The organism is Arthrobacter celericrescens, from assembly GCF_003614925.1.
Taxonomy (GTDB): domain Bacteria; phylum Actinomycetota; class Actinomycetes; order Actinomycetales; family Micrococcaceae; genus Arthrobacter; species Arthrobacter celericrescens.
Map to the genome: position 1 here is coordinate 1 of NZ_QYLP01000035.1, position 15,674 is coordinate 15,674.

Consider the following 15,674-nt stretch of genomic DNA (forward strand, 5'->3'; position numbering starts at 1 on the left):
CGGGTTGCTGCCCGCAGGCAGCAACCCGGCCGTCGTCGTGATCAGGGCCTGTTGCCAGCGGTCCGTCAGTCGTCCGCGTCCGGATAGTCCTCAAGGTCGCTGTACCGCGACTCCTCGGTTTCGACCTCCAGGATCTTCAGCAGCTCGGTGTCCGGGTTGAGCATGATCGCGGCCTCGTCCCGGCGGTGGCGCAGCACGGTGTCCAGGTAGGACTGCACGGTTTCGGCCAAGGGGATGTGGCGGTCCTGCTTCTGGCTCATGTACCAGCGGTGTTCGAGAACTTCGTGGACCACCTCGGCCGGTTCCAGCTTGCCCGCCAGTTCGCGCGGGATAGAGCGCACGATCGGTTCGAAGATCTGGCTCACCCACATGTGGGCGCTGTACTCCTCGTCCATTTCCGGGTTGTTGTCCGCCCGGAACTGGTCCATGTCGTTGAGCAGGCGGCGGGCCTGGTTCTCCTGGGCATCCAACCCGGTGAGGCGCAGCAGCCGCCTCTGGTGGTGTCCGGCGTCGACCACTTTGGGCTGCAGCTGGATGGTGGAACCGTCCGCGGTGGTCTTGATGGCGTATTCCTCGACGTCGAAGCCGAGTTCGTTCAGGCGCCGGATGCGGGCGCCGACGCGCCAGCGTTCGCCCAGTTCGAAGGATTCCTTCCCGGTGAGCTCGGCCCAGAGCCGGCGGTAGGAGTCCATGATGAGCTCGGAGGTGGCCACGGGGTCCACCTTCTCCTCGATCAGCCCGCCGTCCAGCAGGTCCATCAGCTCGCCGGCGATGTTCACACGGGCGATCTCCAGGTCGTACTCGCGCTGGCCGGTGGACAAGTCCGGGTACAGTTCGCCGGTTTCGGCGTCCACGAGGTAGGCGGCGAAGGCGCCCGCGTCACGGCGGAACAGGGTGTTGGAGAGGGACACATCGCCCCAGTAGAAGCCGATCAGGTGCAGGCGCACCAGCAGGAGCGCCTGGGCATCGATGAGGCGGGTCAGGGTGTCCTTGCGGAGCATCTGCGAGAACAGGGCGCGGTACGGCATGGAGAACTTCAGGTGCCGGGTGACGAGCACGGGGTTCAGCGGCTTGCCGTCGGGCGTGGTGCGGCCGGTGATTACGGCGACCGGCTCAACGCAGGGCACGTCCAGCCGGGCGAGCTTGCGGAGCATGTGGTACTCGTGGCGCGCCACGTGTTCGGAGGTTTCCTTGATGGCGATGACCGAGCCGCCCAGGTGCGCGAAACGCACGATGTGGCGGGAGATGCCGCGGGGCAGCGCGGCGAGGTTTTCCGCCGGCCAGTCCTCCAGCGCGATGTGCCAGGGGAGGTCCAGCAGCTCAGGATCGGCGGCGGCCGCGGTGATGTTGAGCGAGCCGATTACGCTCGCCGGGGGAGCGGTGTCCTTGGCGCTGGCGGCCTCGGTGCGCGGCAGCTTGCCGATCTGCGCGTAGTCGGTCGGTTCGTCATGCCACTGGGCTCCGCTTTGCTCGGTCATGGTGTCAATTCTTCCGTATGAAGTGTGCGGCTAACGCCGACGGCGGCCCATCCGTGTGGAGGAGCCGCCGTCGGTTATGCGGTTGTTGCTTTGTGGGTGCCGGTGGGGATCAGTCGCCCAGGCGCAGGCCCGTCTTGGTGTCGAACAGGTGCACGTGGCCCTGCTGCGGACGGACGAAGATGGCCTCGCCCTTCATCGGGGGGCGGCGGCCGTCGACGCGGGCCACGATGTCGTGGTCCTTGCCGTCCAGCGTGGTGTGGCCGTAGACGTAGGCGTCGGCGCCGAGTTCTTCGACGACGTCGACCTCGACCTGGAGGCCTTCGCCGGCACCGACAGTCTCGAGGTCTTCCGGACGGACACCGAGGGTGACGGTCTTGCCGGTGGCGTCTTCGAGGACATCGTGCTTGACGGGGTAGACAGCGCCGCCGAACTGCACGCCGTCGCCGACGACCGGAAGTTCGAGCAGGTTCATGGCGGGGGAGCCGATGAAGCCGGCCACGAAGACGTTCTGCGGGCGGTCGTAGAGGTTGCGCGGGGTGTCGACCTGCTGCAGGAGGCCGTCCTTGAGCACTGCGACGCGGTCACCCATGGTCATGGCTTCGACCTGGTCGTGGGTCACGTAGACCGTGGTGACCCCGAGGCGGCGGGTCAGGGAAGCGATCTGGGTACGGGTCTGGACACGGAGCTTGGCGTCCAGGTTGGAGAGCGGTTCGTCCATGAGGAAGACCTGCGGGTTACGGACGATCGCGCGGCCCATGGCAACACGCTGGCGCTGGCCGCCGGAGAGGGCCTTCGGCTTGCGGTCCAGGTACTGCTCGAGGTCAAGGAGCTTTGCGGCTTCGCGGACGCGCTCTGCGCGCTCTTCCTTGGAAACGCCGGCGATCTTCAGTGCGAAGCCCATGTTGTCCGCAACGGTCATGTGCGGGTAGAGGGCGTAGTTCTGGAAGACCATTGCGATGTCGCGGTCCTTCGGCGGAACGTCGGTGACGTCGCGGTCGCCGATGAGGATGCGGCCGGAGTTGACGTCCTCGAGGCCTGCGAGCATGCGCAGGGAGGTGGACTTACCGCAACCGGAGGGTCCGACGAGGACCAGGAATTCGCCATCGGCGATGTCGATGTTGAGCTTATCGACGGCGGGCTTGTCTGTGCCCGGGTACAGACGCGTAGCGTTGTCAAAAGTAACTGTAGCCACAGTTCTCATTTCCCTTCACCGGCAGGTACGTGCCGGACGATCCGTTGTGAATGGTTCTTTTTATTCAGTTGGACTCCCCGCCTTCTCGCGCCTGGGGCGCTCGGGGCGGGGAGCTCATGCGACGCCGCACGGTGTCTGTGCGCCGCGTCACAAAAGAGAGTATGCCAGAAATCGACCCAGGCGAAGCAAATGTTACGTCGGTCACACTTCCGGGCGTTCCGCGCTGACGTTCTCGCGTCGCTCCCGGAGCACGGCTTCGAGGAGTTCTGCCACGTGGACCGGCGCCTCGACCCGGAATTCGGCCTGCGTGAAGTCCAGCCCCACCTTGACGCCGATGTCCCCCGGGTGGAGCCTGGCCAGTGCGTCCTCGTCCGTGACGTCGTCCCCGGCGAACAGCACCGCCGTCGCGCCGGTGGCCTGGCGCAGGAAGGCCAGCGCTTCGCCCTTGGAAGCGTGGACCACGGAGGTTTCCAGCACCCGCTTGCCGTTCTTCAGGTACACGCCGTGCTTGTCCTGCAGCACAGTGCGGGCCGCCTCGACGGCGTCCTCGGCCACGTCGTCGTCGGCCAGCCGGGTGTGGAGCACGACGCCGGCCGGCTTGTCCTCGAGGAGGGTCCCCGGGGCGATGGCCACGATTTCGGCCAGGATTCCGCGGACCTCCGCCAGCAGCGCCTCCTGGTCCGGGTCCAGCCGCAGCCCGGCGGAGCCGGGCCCCAGCCAGGCCTCGGCGCCGTGGCTGCCGATCAGCAGGGTGGCGGCAGGAGGGGCGGCGACCGCCCGCAGGCTGGACAGGGCCCGCCCGGAGATGAGCGCCGTCGTCGTGCGGGGCAGGGCGGCAAGCTCAGCGAAAGCCGCAGCCGAGCGCGGAAGGGGGCGGGCCTCGCCTGCGTGGTCGACGATCGGCGAGATCGTTCCGTCGAAGTCCATGGCCACCAGCAACTGCTCGGTTTCCGCGATGGTGCGCACGGCGTCGAGGAGGCCGGGAGAGAGGCTCAGGGGCGGCTTGTTCTCAGCTGTCATCACGGACCACCTTCTCTGCCAGGGCGGCGAGGAACTCCGAGGACCAGTGGTCGACGTCGTGGTCCAGGATCTGCTTGCGCATGGTGCGCATCCGGCGCCGGGACTCGTTTGCCGGCAAGTCGACCGCCCGCATGATGGTGTTCTTGAGCCCGTCGATGTCGTGCGGATTCACCAGCAGGGCCTGCTTGAGCTGGTCCGCCGCGCCCGTGAATTCGCTCAGGACCAAGGCGCCGGTGTGGTTGGTCCGCGCGGCGACGTACTCCTTGGCCACGAGGTTCATGCCGTCCCGCAGCGCCGTGACCAGCATGACGTCCGCGGCGAGGTATAACGCCACCATTTCCTCCACCGGGTAGCTGTGGTGGAGGTAGCGCACCGCGGTGTTCTGCATGGTGTCGTAGGTGCCGTTGATGTGGCCCACCGTGCCTTCGATTTCCTCGCGGAGGATGCGGTACTGTTCCACGCGCTCACGGCTGGGGCTGGCCACCTGGATGAGGGTGGCGTCCGTGACTTTCAGGCTGCCGTCCTGCAGCAGTTCCTCGAAGGCCTTGAGCCGGTGGCGGATGCCCTTGGTGTAGTCCAGGCGGTCCACGCCCAGCAGGATGGTCCGCGGGTTGCCGAGGTCCTGGCGGATCTGCCGTGCGCGCTCGACGATGTCCGGGCGTTCGGCCAGCTCGCTGATCTGGTCCACCGCGATGGAGATGGGGAAGGCCTGGGCCCGGGCGATGTGCGTGACCTCGCCGGAGGAATCCCGGACCTGCACCTGCTGCTGCTTGACACTCGCGCCGAGGAAGCGGCGGGCGGAGCGCATGAAGTTCGCGGCGTCACTGGGGCGCTGGAAGCCAACCAGGTCCGAGCCGAGCAGGCCTTCGAGTATCGCCTGCCGCCAGGGCAGCTGGGCGAAGATTTCCGGCGGCGGAAACGGAATGTGGTTGAAGAAGCCGATCTTCAGGTCAGGCCGCACCCTGCGCAGCATCTGCGGGACCAGCTGAAGCTGGTAGTCCTGCACCCAGATCGTGGCGTTCTTGTCGGCGGACTGCACGACGGCGTCGGCGAACCTTTGGTTCACGCGGCGGTAGGCGTCCCACCAGGTCCGGTGGAATTCCGGCGTGGCGATCACGTCGTGGTAGAGCGGCCACAGAGTGGCGTTGGAAAAGCCTTCGTAATACAGCTCAACATCGTCCGCGCTGAGCTGTACGGGGACCAGATCCATGTCATCGTGGCTGAACGGTTCCACCGCTTCGTCCGGGGCGCCATGCCAGCCGACCCACGCGCCGTCGCTCTTTGCCATCAACGGGGCCAGCGCCGTCACCAGGCCGCCGGGCGAACGCCGCCAGCCGTCGCCGTCGTTCGCCGCGTCTTCAGCGGAACAGCGGTCAACCGGCAGCCGGTTGGAGACCACCATGAAGTCGTATTTGGCCGGCGCCGGCGACGGTCTTTCCTTCGCCTTGGCCGTGAGTTTTTCGCTTGCCGGTTTCTGCATTGCTGCCCCCTGGGATGGCTTGTGACTCACATCCCACCCTACCGGCGGGAATCATCACCCACATCCGCTCGTTCATTGGACGGGGGTTGGTGCCCTCAGCTTTACCGGTGGTCTTCACCCGTAAACTGGCCACAGTGCCATACCCCAGTAACAGCCACCGAGCGACGAGGAACTGATGAGCCCCGCAAACGAACCACGCCTGTCCAAGGCAGAGCGCACCGCCCAGGCCCGGGAACGCGCCCGCGAGATCCGCGAAGCGCAGCTTAAGAGGGACAAACGGAACAAGCTGCTCATCGGCTGGGGCATCGTGGTTGCCGTTGTGGTGATCATCGGCATCATCGCGGTGACCGTCATGCAGGGCATCCAGAACAGCGCCCCCATCGCGGACAAGGGCCCGACGCCGGCCAACGGCAATGTGCACGGCGGCGTGACGCTGCTGAAGGGCTCCGAAGTGGCCAAGTCCGAGGCCGCCAGCGTCGACCTCGCCTCCATTCCGTCGGCTCCCGCGACCAAGCCCGCCACCGTCGTCGCACCCGGGGCGGAGGCGGAGGCCGGAAAGCCGGTCAAGGTCGTGGTGTACATCGACTTCATCTGCCCCATCTGTAAGCAGTTCGAAACCGCGTACAACGAGACGCTGACCAAGTTGCGTAACGAAGGCAAGATCACCCTGGAATACCGCCCCCTGGGCTTCCTGGACCGCCAGTCCACCACCAACTACTCCTCCCGCGCAGCCAATGCCGCTGCCTGCGTGGTGAACGCTTCGCCGGACAAGTACTCGGACTTCGTGAACCTGCTCTTCGAACGCCAGCCTGCTGAGGGTGGTGCCGGAATCTCCGATGACGAGCTCAAGAAGATGGCCACGGAGGTGGGTGCTGCCAGCATCGATTCCTGCGTGGAGAACAGGACCTACCGTCCCTACGTCAAGGTCATCACGCAGGAAACCCTGAACGTCGGCGTCACCGGCACGCCCACCGTCTTCATCGACGGCAAGCAATGGAACGGCCAGGCGACTCCGGACTTCGTCGGCGAGCTGAACAAGGTGATTGCTGCGAAGAAGTAGTTCCTGGCGCGTCATGCGGGCCGTGCGCTTTTGGTTTCAGCGCGCGGCCCGCAGCCGCGTTTTGGGACGTAGCCCTCGCGATGGGCTACCCTTGTTGAGCGTTCTTTTTTGACGCATCGTCCCGGGTATTCCCGGGGCACGCCTCCTTAGCTCAGTTGGCCAGAGCACCTGTCTTGTAAACAGGGGGTCGCCGGTTCGAATCCGGCAGGGGGCTCCGAATATGGCTCTGACCTGCGGGTTTAGTAACTCGGGACGGGTTCTCTTGAACGCTTTGGGGCCGGACTCACCTCTTTAACTCGCCCTAGTCGGGTGGGGGTTTGGTTCCCGTTCGGCGAGACCGCCAGCATCGAGGCCCCTCACGCGGTCATTTAACAACCACGCGCGACACCGTTCAGCTGGACCAAAATCGCCAAGTACCTCGACGGCAAAGTCACCTACAAACCAGCCACCAACAATGCGAAACTGGACGAAGAGTTGATCGTGCCCGAGTGCCAAACGCATGCCATCAAGGGGGAAGACTTGTCCAGCAACCCTTCGCCGCCCCCGCCCCCGCCTCTGTCAGGCGGCAGGGAACGAACACCGACGCCGCCCGAAGGCAGCAAGAGCTTCATCGTGACGTTGCTGCTTGCTTACTTTCTCGGTTGGTTCGGCGCGGACCGGTTCTACCTCGGAAAGACCCGCTCGGCCTTGCTGAAGCTCTTCACCTTCGGTGGCTTCGGCTACTGGGTTGTCATCGACCTGTTGATCACGCTCTTCGGCGGTCAGCGCGATGTATGGGGCTTCCGCCTGGCGGGATATGGCAAGCATAAGAAAACAGTCTGGATCGTCATCGGGGCGATCTTCGGTTCCGGCATCTTCCTCGGTATTGGTGCCGCCACGATCATGGCTGCCTTCGACAGCAAGGGTCCGACGGCGTTTGGTTGGGTGCTCCTGGCAATCCTCGCGGCAGGCGCCGGCAGTACGGTCTGGGCCCTCCGCCGTCGTTCACGTGGCAAGGCTGCGATTGCAACACGCGAGGTTGACCCGGCACCACCGCTCATCCGTGCCCACATCTCGAAACTCATGGAGCTCCGGCAGCTGTATCTGATGCGTGCGGCGAATGGCGACAGAGTGGCGCCGGGGCTGATCGTGCGGGTCGATTCAGTCGTCGGGAATGCGAGCGAGCTGTTCCGTCGGCTGGGCGTCAAGGCTGACAAGGCACAGCGGGATCGCGCCGCGGTCGAGTACGAAGACAAACTCAGCAAACTCGCCGCCGCTCTTGATCGTGACTACCTTCTGGACGTGCTTGCCAACCCCCGTCTTTGGGAAAATCCGGACCAACACATCCGCGAGGTGCAAGGGGCCATCGAGGCAGTGGATGCCCAGCTTCTGGCCAACATCAGGCAGCTGAATGCCCACCGCGCGCTGGTGTTCCAAGTCGCGCTCGGCGGCCTCATTGGCCCACGCAAGGCGATGGATGACTGGCAGCGCGACTTCGACAAAGCGTCGGGCGCCGAGTAGGCCGTGAATCCACCGCCCGCGCGAAGTTTGCGTGGCCGGACCTCGATTCACCAATAGGACTGAGGCCGGGGACTTTGGGTCCCCGGCCTCAGTGCCCACGAAACCCCGCCTGAACCTGCGGAAACGCAGGTGCAGGCGGGGTTTTCCTTTGCCCGCCGCGCGGCCGCCTCGGTCCGGCCGCACTGTCACGCGCAGCAGGCTTTGACCCCCGACCTGGCCACGGCACCCCCGTAAAACCGCGGAAGACCGCCGTCGGGCACGCTGAAAAGCTGCGCCGCGTGACGCCCCAGGAGGCCTCGGCCCACGAAGCCAGCTAGAAAGCGATCCAAGATCATCTATTGCGTGATCGATGATCACATCTTAGAGTTGTGTGACGGGCATTACCCACAGATGCTGAAACTCCCCTCGCCGGACCACGCGTAACCCGCGTGCCGGACCTTGGTCATAGCGCGTACCAGCGTCCCAGCGCCCCTCCTCCACGTAGCAAGTCAACGGTCCCCGGCTCCCTGCCGGAGCGCCGGTTCGAAAAGGAAAGTTCAAACAGATGAAAGATGTAGTCATCGTCGGCGCAGGGCTGGCCGGTCTCTCGGCCGGATGGCGCCTGCGGCACTGGGACACCCTCCTGCTGGAGTCCAACGAGCGCGTGGGCGGCCGGATCCGCTCGGAACGGCGCGGTGCGTACTGGCTGAACTGGGGCGGGCATGTCTTCGCCGGTGCAGGATCCTCCACTGATGCGCTGCTCAACGAGGTCGGTGTATCGGCGGTGCAGATCCCCGGTTCCCTCCAGGCCCTGTCCATGAACGGCAAGTTCATCCGCAGCGGCCACATCGCCACCTACCCGTTCCGCATCCCCATGTCCCTGCAGTCCCGCATCGACACCTTCCGTGCCGGCCTGAAGGTCGTGGGCGGTGTCGCCAAGTACACCGGCGTCGTACGGAAGCGGGCGGGGGAGTCCGGCGCGCAGCGGCAGCAGCGCATCTACGATTTCGAGAACAGCAGCACCTTCGAGAACCTGATCGGGGACATTTCCGAGGACGCAGCCGCGCTGTTCAAGACCACCGTGACCCGTTCGGCCGGGGACATGGACCAGATCTCCGCCGGCGCCGGCATCGGCTACTTCAGCCTCGTGCTCGGCTTCGGGCAGGGCCTGAGCCAAGGCATCGTGGGCGGCCCGTCCACCCTGACTGAATCCATCGCCGTCGCGCTCGGTGACCGCGTCCAGCTCGGCGCCGTGGTGCGGGAAGTCGTGCACAAGAAGGAATCCGTGCTCGTCCGCTACACCCAAGGCGGCGTCGAGAGGGAAGTCGAGGCCCGCACCGTGATCCTGGCGACCACCGCGGACGTTTCCCAGAAGATCGGCGTGGACCTGCCGGAGGAACTGCGCGGCGCGCTGGGCCAGATCAAGTACGGCCCGCACGTCAGCACCGCGTTCCTCACGGATGAAACCTCGGCCCGCCCGTGGGACGACATCTACGCCATCGCAGCCCCCAAGCGCTCCTTCGCCATTGCGCTGAACCAGGCGAGCATCGTCCGCGGCTCCGAAACCGTGCGCAAGCCCGGCGGCAGCTTCATGACCTTCTCCCCGGCGAGCCTGGGCAAGGCGCTGCTGGACAAGCCCGAGGAAGAAGTCATCCAAACCCACTTGAAGGATCTGGACGAGGTGCTCGGCCACGGATTCGCCGGCAGCGTGGTCGAGGCGAAGGTGGACCGCTGGAAAGTGGCTTCCCCGTACTGCTTCCCGGGCCGGGCCAAGCTGCAGTCCACGCTCATGCGCGGCACCGACCGGGTCTTCCTCGCCGGGGACTATCTCGGAACCCTCTACACCGAGAGCTCCATCACCACCGGCTTCTCCGCAGCCCAGGAAGCCGCCAGCGTCCTGGCCACCCGGCGCCAGGCTCCGGCCCGGGACAACCCGGGCCGGCCCGGTATTTCGGCCGTCGCCTGACGGCCCCACCTACCTACCTGTAACACCCACTGAAAGAGGAACATCCCATGGCCAAAGAACTCCGCGGCGTCTTGACCGCACTTTCCACCCCGTTCAACGAAGACGGAACCATCGACGTCGAGACCCTCCGGAAGGTGGTCGACCGCTCCATCGACGGCGGCGTCGACGGCGTGGTGGCCGCCGGCTCCACCGGCGAGGTCGGCGCGCTCTCCTCCGAAGAGCGCCTGCTCCTCATCGAAACGGTCATCAACCAGGCCGGCGGCCGCGTCCCGGTCATCGCCCAGACCGGCGCGACCTCGACGGCCGAAGCCATCCGCCTGTCGAAGGCCGCCGAGAAGGCCGGCGCGGACGCGCTCATGGTCATCACCCCCTACTACGAGCCGCTGTCCCTGGAAGAAACGGTGACGTACCTCAAGGACGTCGCGGCCGCCGTCGAACTTCCCATCATGCTCTACAACATCCCGGCGGTGACCGGCGTCAACCTGGACCCCGCCACCGTGCGCTCGCTGGCCGAGGACGTGCCGAACATCAAGTACATCAAGGACTCCAGCGCGAACTGGGAACAGGCCCTCCAACTGATCCACCACCACTCCGACGTGATCGGCACCTTCATCGGCTGGGACGCCTACATCTACAGCGCCCTGGTCGAAGGTGCGGCCGGCGTCATGGCCGGCACCGCCAACGTGGTGCCGGAAGAAATCGTGGCCGTCAGCGCCCGGATCGCAGAGGGCGACCTCAACGGCGCCCGGGAGCTCTGGAACGCCGTGTACCCGGTGATCGACGCGCTCCTGTCCGTGCCGTTCATCCCGTCCGTCAAGGCCGGCCTGGCCCTGCAGGGCCTGCCCGCCGGATCGCCCCGCCGACCCACGGCCGACCTCAACGCCGAAGACCGCGCCCGCGTCGAGAACGCACTCTTTGCCCTGAAACAGAACCTGACCGTCCTCGAACACAAGGTGGGATAACCATGGACTTCGGTGAACTGCTCTCCGGAATTTCCGACGCAATCTGGGCACCGATGGCCTATGTAGTACTGGGCCTTGGCGTCATATACTCCGTGGCGACCAAGGGCGTCCAGTTCCGGCGGATCCCGGACATGCTCCGCCAACTCAAGGAAACCGAAGGCAGCGAAAGCGGCGGCCTCTCCTCGTTCCAGGCCCTGGTGCTCGCCCTGGCCAGCCGGGTCGGCGTCGGCAGCATCGCCGGCGTGGCCACGGCCATCAGCGCAGGCGGCCCGGGCGCCCTGGTCTGGATGGCCGTCACCGGCCTGGTCGGCTGTACGGTCGGCTACGCGGAAGCCACCCTGTCCCAGGCCTTCAAGCGCCAGGTTCAGGACGAGGACCGCCGCAACGCCAACGAGGACATCGGCGGCATGCCGTACTACATCAAGTACGGCCTGAAGCTGCCCAAGGTGGGCGCACTGGTCGCAGTCCTGGGCGTGATCGGCTACGGCTTCGTCTTCCCGGGCCTGCAGGTCAACACCATCGCGGCCAGCGCCAACCTGGCCTTCGACCTGCCGAGCTGGATCCCCGCCGTCTTCGTCACGGTCCTGATCGCCCTGGTCATCTTCGGCGGCACCACCCGCCTCGTGAAGGTCACCCAGGCCCTGGTGCCGGTGCTCGCCATCGGCTACCTGCTGCTGGCCCTCGCCGTCATCGGGATCAACATCGGCAGTGTGCCGGCCGCGGTCTCCCTGATCTTCCAGTCGGCCATCGGCGTCCACCCGCTCCTTGGCGGCATCGCCGGCGCTGCCGTCGCCTGGGGCGTGCGCCGCGCCGTCTTCGCCTCGTCAAACGGCCTGGGTGAAGCCACCTTCGCCGCCGCGGCGGCCCGCACCTCCCACCCGGGCAAGCAGGGCCTGGTCCAGACGTTCAGCATCTACATCGACGTGCTGCTGATCTGCATGGCCACCGGCCTCATGATGGTGGTCTCCGGAAAGTTCAACGTCACCGACGGCTCCGGCGGCTTCCTTGTCAACAACCTGCCAGGCGTGCCCGTCGGAGCCAACTGGGTCCAGGCCGCCATCGACACCCTCATCCCGGGCTGGGGCGCCGGCTTCGTTGCTGTCGCGGTGCTGCTCTTCGGCTTCACCTGCCTCCTGGCCTACTTCTACGTGGCCAACTCCAACCTCCTGTACCTGCTGGACGGCAGGACCGGCCACGGTTGGAAGAACGTCCTGAAGATCGGAACCATGGCGATCGTCTTCTTCGGATCCGTGGTGAACGCGAAGCTCATCTGGGCCGCGGGCGACATCGGCCTCGGCCTGATCGCGTGGGTCAACCTGATCTGCCTGGTGTTCCTCTTCCCCTTGGTCCGCAAGATCTACAAGGACTACGAACGGCAGCGGAAGCTGGGCCTCGACCCCACATTCGATCCCAAGGCGCTGGGGATCGAGGGCGCTGAGTTCTGGGAACACGAAAACGAAAAAGCGGCCGCGGCCGTCAAGTAGCCACTACTTCCAAAGGAGAACCATGACCACCGAAACAGCATCGTTCACCGTCCGCCGCATCGGCGAGGCGCCCGCGCCGTCCCTGCCGCCGTTCGGCCAGTTCATCGGCGGAACGTTCGTCGCGTCGACGTCGTCCGGCACCACCGCCGTGGAAAACCCCGCCACCGGGGAAGTCCTGGCGCAGGTCCCGGCCGGTACCGTCGAGGACGTCGACGCCGCCGTTGCGGCTGCCGTGGCAGCCAAGACGGAGTGGGCGGCCAAGACGCCCAAGGAACGGTCCGCCGTCCTGCTCCGGCTCGCCGACATCATCGAGGACAACAGGGAACTCCTCGAAACCCTCGAATCGGCGAACACCGGCAAGCCGGCCGCCGTCGCCGAGGACGACATCTCCAGCGCGGTGGACACCTTCCGGTTCTCCGCCGGTGCCGCCCGCGCCTACACCACCCTCGGCGCGGACGACTACGCCGAGAACCACACCTCGGTGATCTTCCGCGAACCCGTGGGCGTCGTCGGTGTGATCACCCCGTGGAACTATCCGCTGCTGATGGCCGCATGGAAGATCGCCCCGATCCTGGCCGCCGGCAACACGATGGTCCTCAAGCCCTCGGGCGAGACGCCGCTGACCACGCTCAAGTTCGCCGAACTCGTCGCCGGTGAACTGCCCGCCGGCGTGCTGAACGTGGTGACGGGTTCCGGCGGGGTGGTCGGCAACCGTATCTCCGAGCACCCGGACGTGGACCTGGTCGCCATCACGGGCAGCGTCGGCAGCGGCCAGAAGGTGGCCGCCAGCGCCGCCGGCACCGTGAAGCGCGTCCACCTTGAGCTGGGCGGCAAGGCACCCGTGGTGGTGTTCGACGACGCCGACCTCGAGGCCGCGGCGAAGGGCGTCCGGAGTGCCGGGTTCTGGAACGGCGGCCAGGAATGCGGCGCGGCGTGCCGCGTGCTCGTCCATGAGTCGGTCGCGCAGAAGTTCACCGAACTGCTGGTGCGGGAGGTCAGCGAAATCTCGGTCGGCACCCCCGGTGCCGGGGCCGACGTCGAAATCGGCTCGATGATCTCGGGAGCGCACTACAAGAGGGTGCTCGCCGCGCTCGAGGACGTCCGCAAGGACGGGCACACGATCGCCGTCGGCGGCAACGCGATGGAGGGCCCGGGCTACTTCATCGAGCCGACCGTCGTCACCGATGTGCCGGCCGGTGCCCCGATCACCTACACCGAGATCTTCGGCCCCGTGGTGTCCGTGGAAACCTTCAGCGACGACGAGGAGGCCATCACCCGCGCCAACGAGACGGTGTACGGCCTGGCCGCCTCGGTCTGGACCAGCAACGCCTCCCGCTCGCTGTCCGTGCCGCGCCGCCTCGACTTCGGCACGGTCTGGGTGAACTCCCACCTGGTCATTGCCAACGAGGTCCCGTGGGGCGGCTTCAAGGGGTCGGGCTATGGCCGGGACCTGTCCATTTACGCCCTGGAGGACTTCTCCCGCACCAAACACGTCATGTACAACCGCGGCTGAGTCCGGCCGCAACCCCGACCATGCACTCCGGTATCCCCGGGGTGCATGGTCATTTAAGGCTCTTCTCCACGATCGGCAGGCACTCGTTGCGGCTGTGCTCCACGTGCGCGAACGCCAGCGCGGCCGCGAGCTCGGCATGCCCGCCCAGGATCGCCTGGACGATGGTGCTGTGCTCGTCGTGCTGCACAGCCTGGTCCCGGTCCGCGGCCACGTGGAAGAGCCGTCGGAGCTGGCCGTTGACCGGCGACATCAGCCGCTTGAGCAGGCGGCTGCCGCTCAGTTCGAGGATGTCCTCGTGGATTTGGGCGTTGAGGTCGGCAATCAGCCCTTCGTCGCCCTTCATAAGGGCCTTGCCTGCGTCGGCCAGCAGGCCCGTCAGCCGCTCCGCGTCCGCTCCCGCGGCACAGGCCTCGGCCGCCAGCCGCGCGGCGAGGACTTCGAGGCTGGCCCGGACGTCGAACAGTTCCGTGACGCCCTGGACGGTCAGGTGGGTCACGACGGCGCCGCGCCGGGGGAGCGTTTCGATGTAGCCCTCGCTCTCGAGCTGGGGGAGCGCCTCCCGCACCGGGACGCGCGACACCTCCAGTTCCAGGGCGACGTCGCGCTCGCGGATCCGCTGCCCGGGCGGGTAGGTGCCATCGATGATCCGCTCGCGGATCCACTCGTAGACGCTCCCGGTGCGCGACGCCGAAGGCCCGGTCTCCATCGCCTCTGCGCTCATCAGGGACTCCTTTGCTCACTGCACGCGTCCCGCTATGTACTCGACGGCGCGGCACTTCCTTTGGCATGCCAATAATCCACCCGAGGCGGTGAATCCGGCAAGTTTTATCAGCACGATCTCTGTTTGGCATGCCAGAAGTGTTCTATCGTGATCTTGATAACACTATGGAAGGAGACTCCTTTGGCCCTTATCCTCAGCGCTTCAGAGCTGGCTGCAGCGGTTGACATGGAAGCGACGATCCAGGCGCTGGAAAGCAGCCTGGTAGACCAGGCGACCGGTGCGGCCGCCCAGCCCGCCCCGCTTTCCATGAAGCTTCCAGACGCCGATTCCCGCTATCTGGTCATGGCCGCGGCCTCGGCGCCGCGCGGCCTGGTCGCCTCGAAACTGCTCAGCGACATCCCGGACAACGCCCGGATGGGGCTGCCGTCCCAGCGCTCATCCATTGTCCTCGCAGACCGGTCAACGGGCGAGACCCTTGCCCTGCTCGACGGGCGCGTCCCCACCCGGATCCGGACCGCGGCCATGACGGCCGTGGCTTCCCGCCACCTCGCCCGGCCCGACAGCCGCGTCCTGGGGCTGGTCGGCGCGGGCGCCTTGGCCGTGGCGCACGTGGAAGCAATGCGGGCGGTGCTCCCGATTGACACCGTGGTGGTCTGGTCCCGCACGGCCGCCACCGTGGACTCCTTCCGCCGGGCCGTGGAACTCCACGGTGTCGAGGTTGTCCGCGCGGAAGGCCTGCCCGAGGTCATGGACGCCAGCGACGTCGTGTGCACCCTGACGCCGTCAGTGTCACCGATCGTCTTCGGCCGCTGGTTCGGTGAAGGCCTGCACGTCAATGCGGTCGGCGCCCGCCCCCGCCCCGACCACCGCGAGGTCGATGCCGAGGCGATGGCGCGTTCGCGGGTGGTGGTGGACAGCCTGGAAACGGCGCTGGCCAAGTCCGGCGACCTGCTCCTCGCGGTCGAGGAAGGGGCGATGCGGGTCGAGGACGTGGCCGGCGAGCTCGGCCAGGTGGTCGCCGGCTCGGTGGCCGGACGCGAAAACCGCGAGCAGGTGACCCTCTTCAACTCGGTCGGCATGGGGCTGCAGGACCTGGCCATCGGGCGGCTTCTCTACGACGCTGCCGTGGAACGCGGCCTCGGCCTCAAGGTCGACCTCTCCGCCTAGGCGGTTCAACTGCCTGGCATGCCAAAACTGTAAAATGTCACCTTTTACTAGTGACATTGCACACAAATAATGGAATCCTGTATGCCAAGGGCGGTGAATGGACGCTCTAGCTCCCCAAACAGGATTCCCGTTCTCCCCAATAGAAAGGCAAT

At 66.4% G+C, this 15,674-nt stretch carries 12 protein-coding genes and 1 tRNA gene; 8 read left to right on the top strand and 5 right to left on the bottom strand.

Annotated elements, in window-relative coordinates; translation table 11 throughout:
- Positions 1 to 65: 65 nt before the first annotated feature.
- The 4 genes from D3654_RS08935 to D3654_RS08950 form a co-directional block, all read right to left on the bottom strand.
- Positions 66 to 1,478 (bottom strand): DUF4032 domain-containing protein, encoded by a 1,413-nt coding sequence (locus tag D3654_RS08935; RefSeq protein ID WP_120521154.1) that lies wholly within the window; start codon positions 1,476 to 1,478, stop codon positions 66 to 68.
- 109 nt (positions 1,479 to 1,587) lie between these two features.
- A complete protein-coding gene (locus tag D3654_RS08940) occupies positions 1,588 to 2,670 on the bottom strand; it encodes an ABC transporter ATP-binding protein (protein ID WP_115789250.1) in 1,083 nt (360 codons plus the stop codon).
- 201 nt (positions 2,671 to 2,871) lie between these two features.
- Positions 2,872 to 3,690, bottom strand: coding sequence for a trehalose-phosphatase (gene otsB / locus D3654_RS08945; protein ID WP_120521155.1), 819 nt, complete (start codon positions 3,688 to 3,690; stop codon positions 2,872 to 2,874).
- On the bottom strand, positions 3,680 to 5,170 hold the full coding sequence (locus tag D3654_RS08950) for an alpha,alpha-trehalose-phosphate synthase (UDP-forming) (protein ID WP_120521156.1): 1,491 nt from the start codon (positions 5,168 to 5,170) through the stop codon (positions 3,680 to 3,682). Before D3654_RS08950 ends, otsB begins: the two co-directional genes overlap by 11 nt.
- 175 nt (positions 5,171 to 5,345) lie before the next feature.
- Here D3654_RS08950 and D3654_RS08955 point away from each other — a divergent pair, with 175 nt between their 5' ends.
- The 7 genes from D3654_RS08955 to D3654_RS08985 all read left to right on the top strand — a co-directional run bounded on the left by D3654_RS08955 (position 5,346) and on the right by D3654_RS08985 (position 13,634).
- Positions 5,346 to 6,230: a DsbA family protein gene (locus D3654_RS08955; protein WP_120521157.1), complete on the top strand. Its 885-nt coding sequence runs from the start codon at positions 5,346 to 5,348 to the stop codon at positions 6,228 to 6,230.
- 140 nt (positions 6,231 to 6,370) lie between these two features.
- Positions 6,371 to 6,444 (top strand) — tRNA-Thr (locus tag D3654_RS08960).
- Positions 6,445 to 6,749: 305 nt separating this feature from the next.
- Entirely contained in the window at positions 6,750 to 7,730 is a 981-nt protein-coding gene (locus D3654_RS08965) for a TM2 domain-containing protein (protein ID WP_245413157.1), read from the top strand.
- A 544-nt stretch (positions 7,731 to 8,274) separates the two neighbouring features.
- Entirely contained in the window at positions 8,275 to 9,675 is a 1,401-nt protein-coding gene (locus D3654_RS08970) for a protoporphyrinogen/coproporphyrinogen oxidase (RefSeq protein ID WP_120521158.1), read from the top strand.
- Between the two features lie 47 nt (positions 9,676 to 9,722).
- Positions 9,723 to 10,637, top strand: coding sequence for a 4-hydroxy-tetrahydrodipicolinate synthase (dapA, locus tag D3654_RS08975; RefSeq protein ID WP_120521159.1), 915 nt, complete (start codon positions 9,723 to 9,725; stop codon positions 10,635 to 10,637).
- A gap of 2 nt (positions 10,638 to 10,639) precedes the next feature.
- On the top strand, positions 10,640 to 12,121 hold the full coding sequence (locus D3654_RS08980) for an alanine/glycine:cation symporter family protein (RefSeq protein WP_120521160.1): 1,482 nt from the start codon (positions 10,640 to 10,642) through the stop codon (positions 12,119 to 12,121).
- Between the two features lie 22 nt (positions 12,122 to 12,143).
- Positions 12,144 to 13,634: an aldehyde dehydrogenase family protein gene (locus tag D3654_RS08985; protein ID WP_120521161.1), complete on the top strand. Its 1,491-nt coding sequence runs from the start codon at positions 12,144 to 12,146 to the stop codon at positions 13,632 to 13,634.
- A 49-nt stretch (positions 13,635 to 13,683) separates the two neighbouring features.
- On the opposite strand, the gene D3654_RS08990 is transcribed toward D3654_RS08985, so the two are convergent.
- Positions 13,684 to 14,355, bottom strand: a complete 672-nt coding sequence (locus D3654_RS08990) for a GntR family transcriptional regulator (RefSeq protein WP_120521162.1) — start codon at positions 14,353 to 14,355, stop codon at positions 13,684 to 13,686.
- 180 nt (positions 14,356 to 14,535) lie between these two features.
- Here D3654_RS08990 and D3654_RS08995 point away from each other — a divergent pair, with 180 nt between their 5' ends.
- Positions 14,536 to 15,522 carry an ornithine cyclodeaminase family protein gene (locus D3654_RS08995; RefSeq protein WP_120521163.1) on the top strand — a complete coding sequence of 329 codons (987 nt, stop codon included), beginning with the start codon at positions 14,536 to 14,538 and terminating at the stop codon, positions 15,520 to 15,522.
- Positions 15,523 to 15,674 lie beyond the last annotated feature (152 nt).

Coding starts and splice junctions, on each gene's coding strand:
- D3654_RS08935 (WP_120521154.1), bottom strand. CDS start 1,478: ATGACCGAGCAAAGCGGAGCCCAGTGGCATGACGAACCGACCGACTAC.
- otsB (WP_120521155.1), bottom strand. CDS start 3,690: ATGACAGCTGAGAACAAGCCGCCCCTGAGCCTCTCTCCCGGCCTCCTC.
- D3654_RS08990 (WP_120521162.1), bottom strand. CDS start 14,355: ATGAGCGCAGAGGCGATGGAGACCGGGCCTTCGGCGTCGCGCACCGGG.
- D3654_RS08950 (WP_120521156.1), bottom strand. CDS start 5,170: ATGCAGAAACCGGCAAGCGAAAAACTCACGGCCAAGGCGAAGGAAAGA.
- dapA (WP_120521159.1), top strand. CDS start 9,723: ATGGCCAAAGAACTCCGCGGCGTCTTGACCGCACTTTCCACCCCGTTC.
- D3654_RS08980 (WP_120521160.1), top strand. CDS start 10,640: ATGGACTTCGGTGAACTGCTCTCCGGAATTTCCGACGCAATCTGGGCA.
- D3654_RS08985 (WP_120521161.1), top strand. CDS start 12,144: ATGACCACCGAAACAGCATCGTTCACCGTCCGCCGCATCGGCGAGGCG.
- D3654_RS08970 (WP_120521158.1), top strand. CDS start 8,275: ATGAAAGATGTAGTCATCGTCGGCGCAGGGCTGGCCGGTCTCTCGGCC.
- D3654_RS08955 (WP_120521157.1), top strand. CDS start 5,346: ATGAGCCCCGCAAACGAACCACGCCTGTCCAAGGCAGAGCGCACCGCC.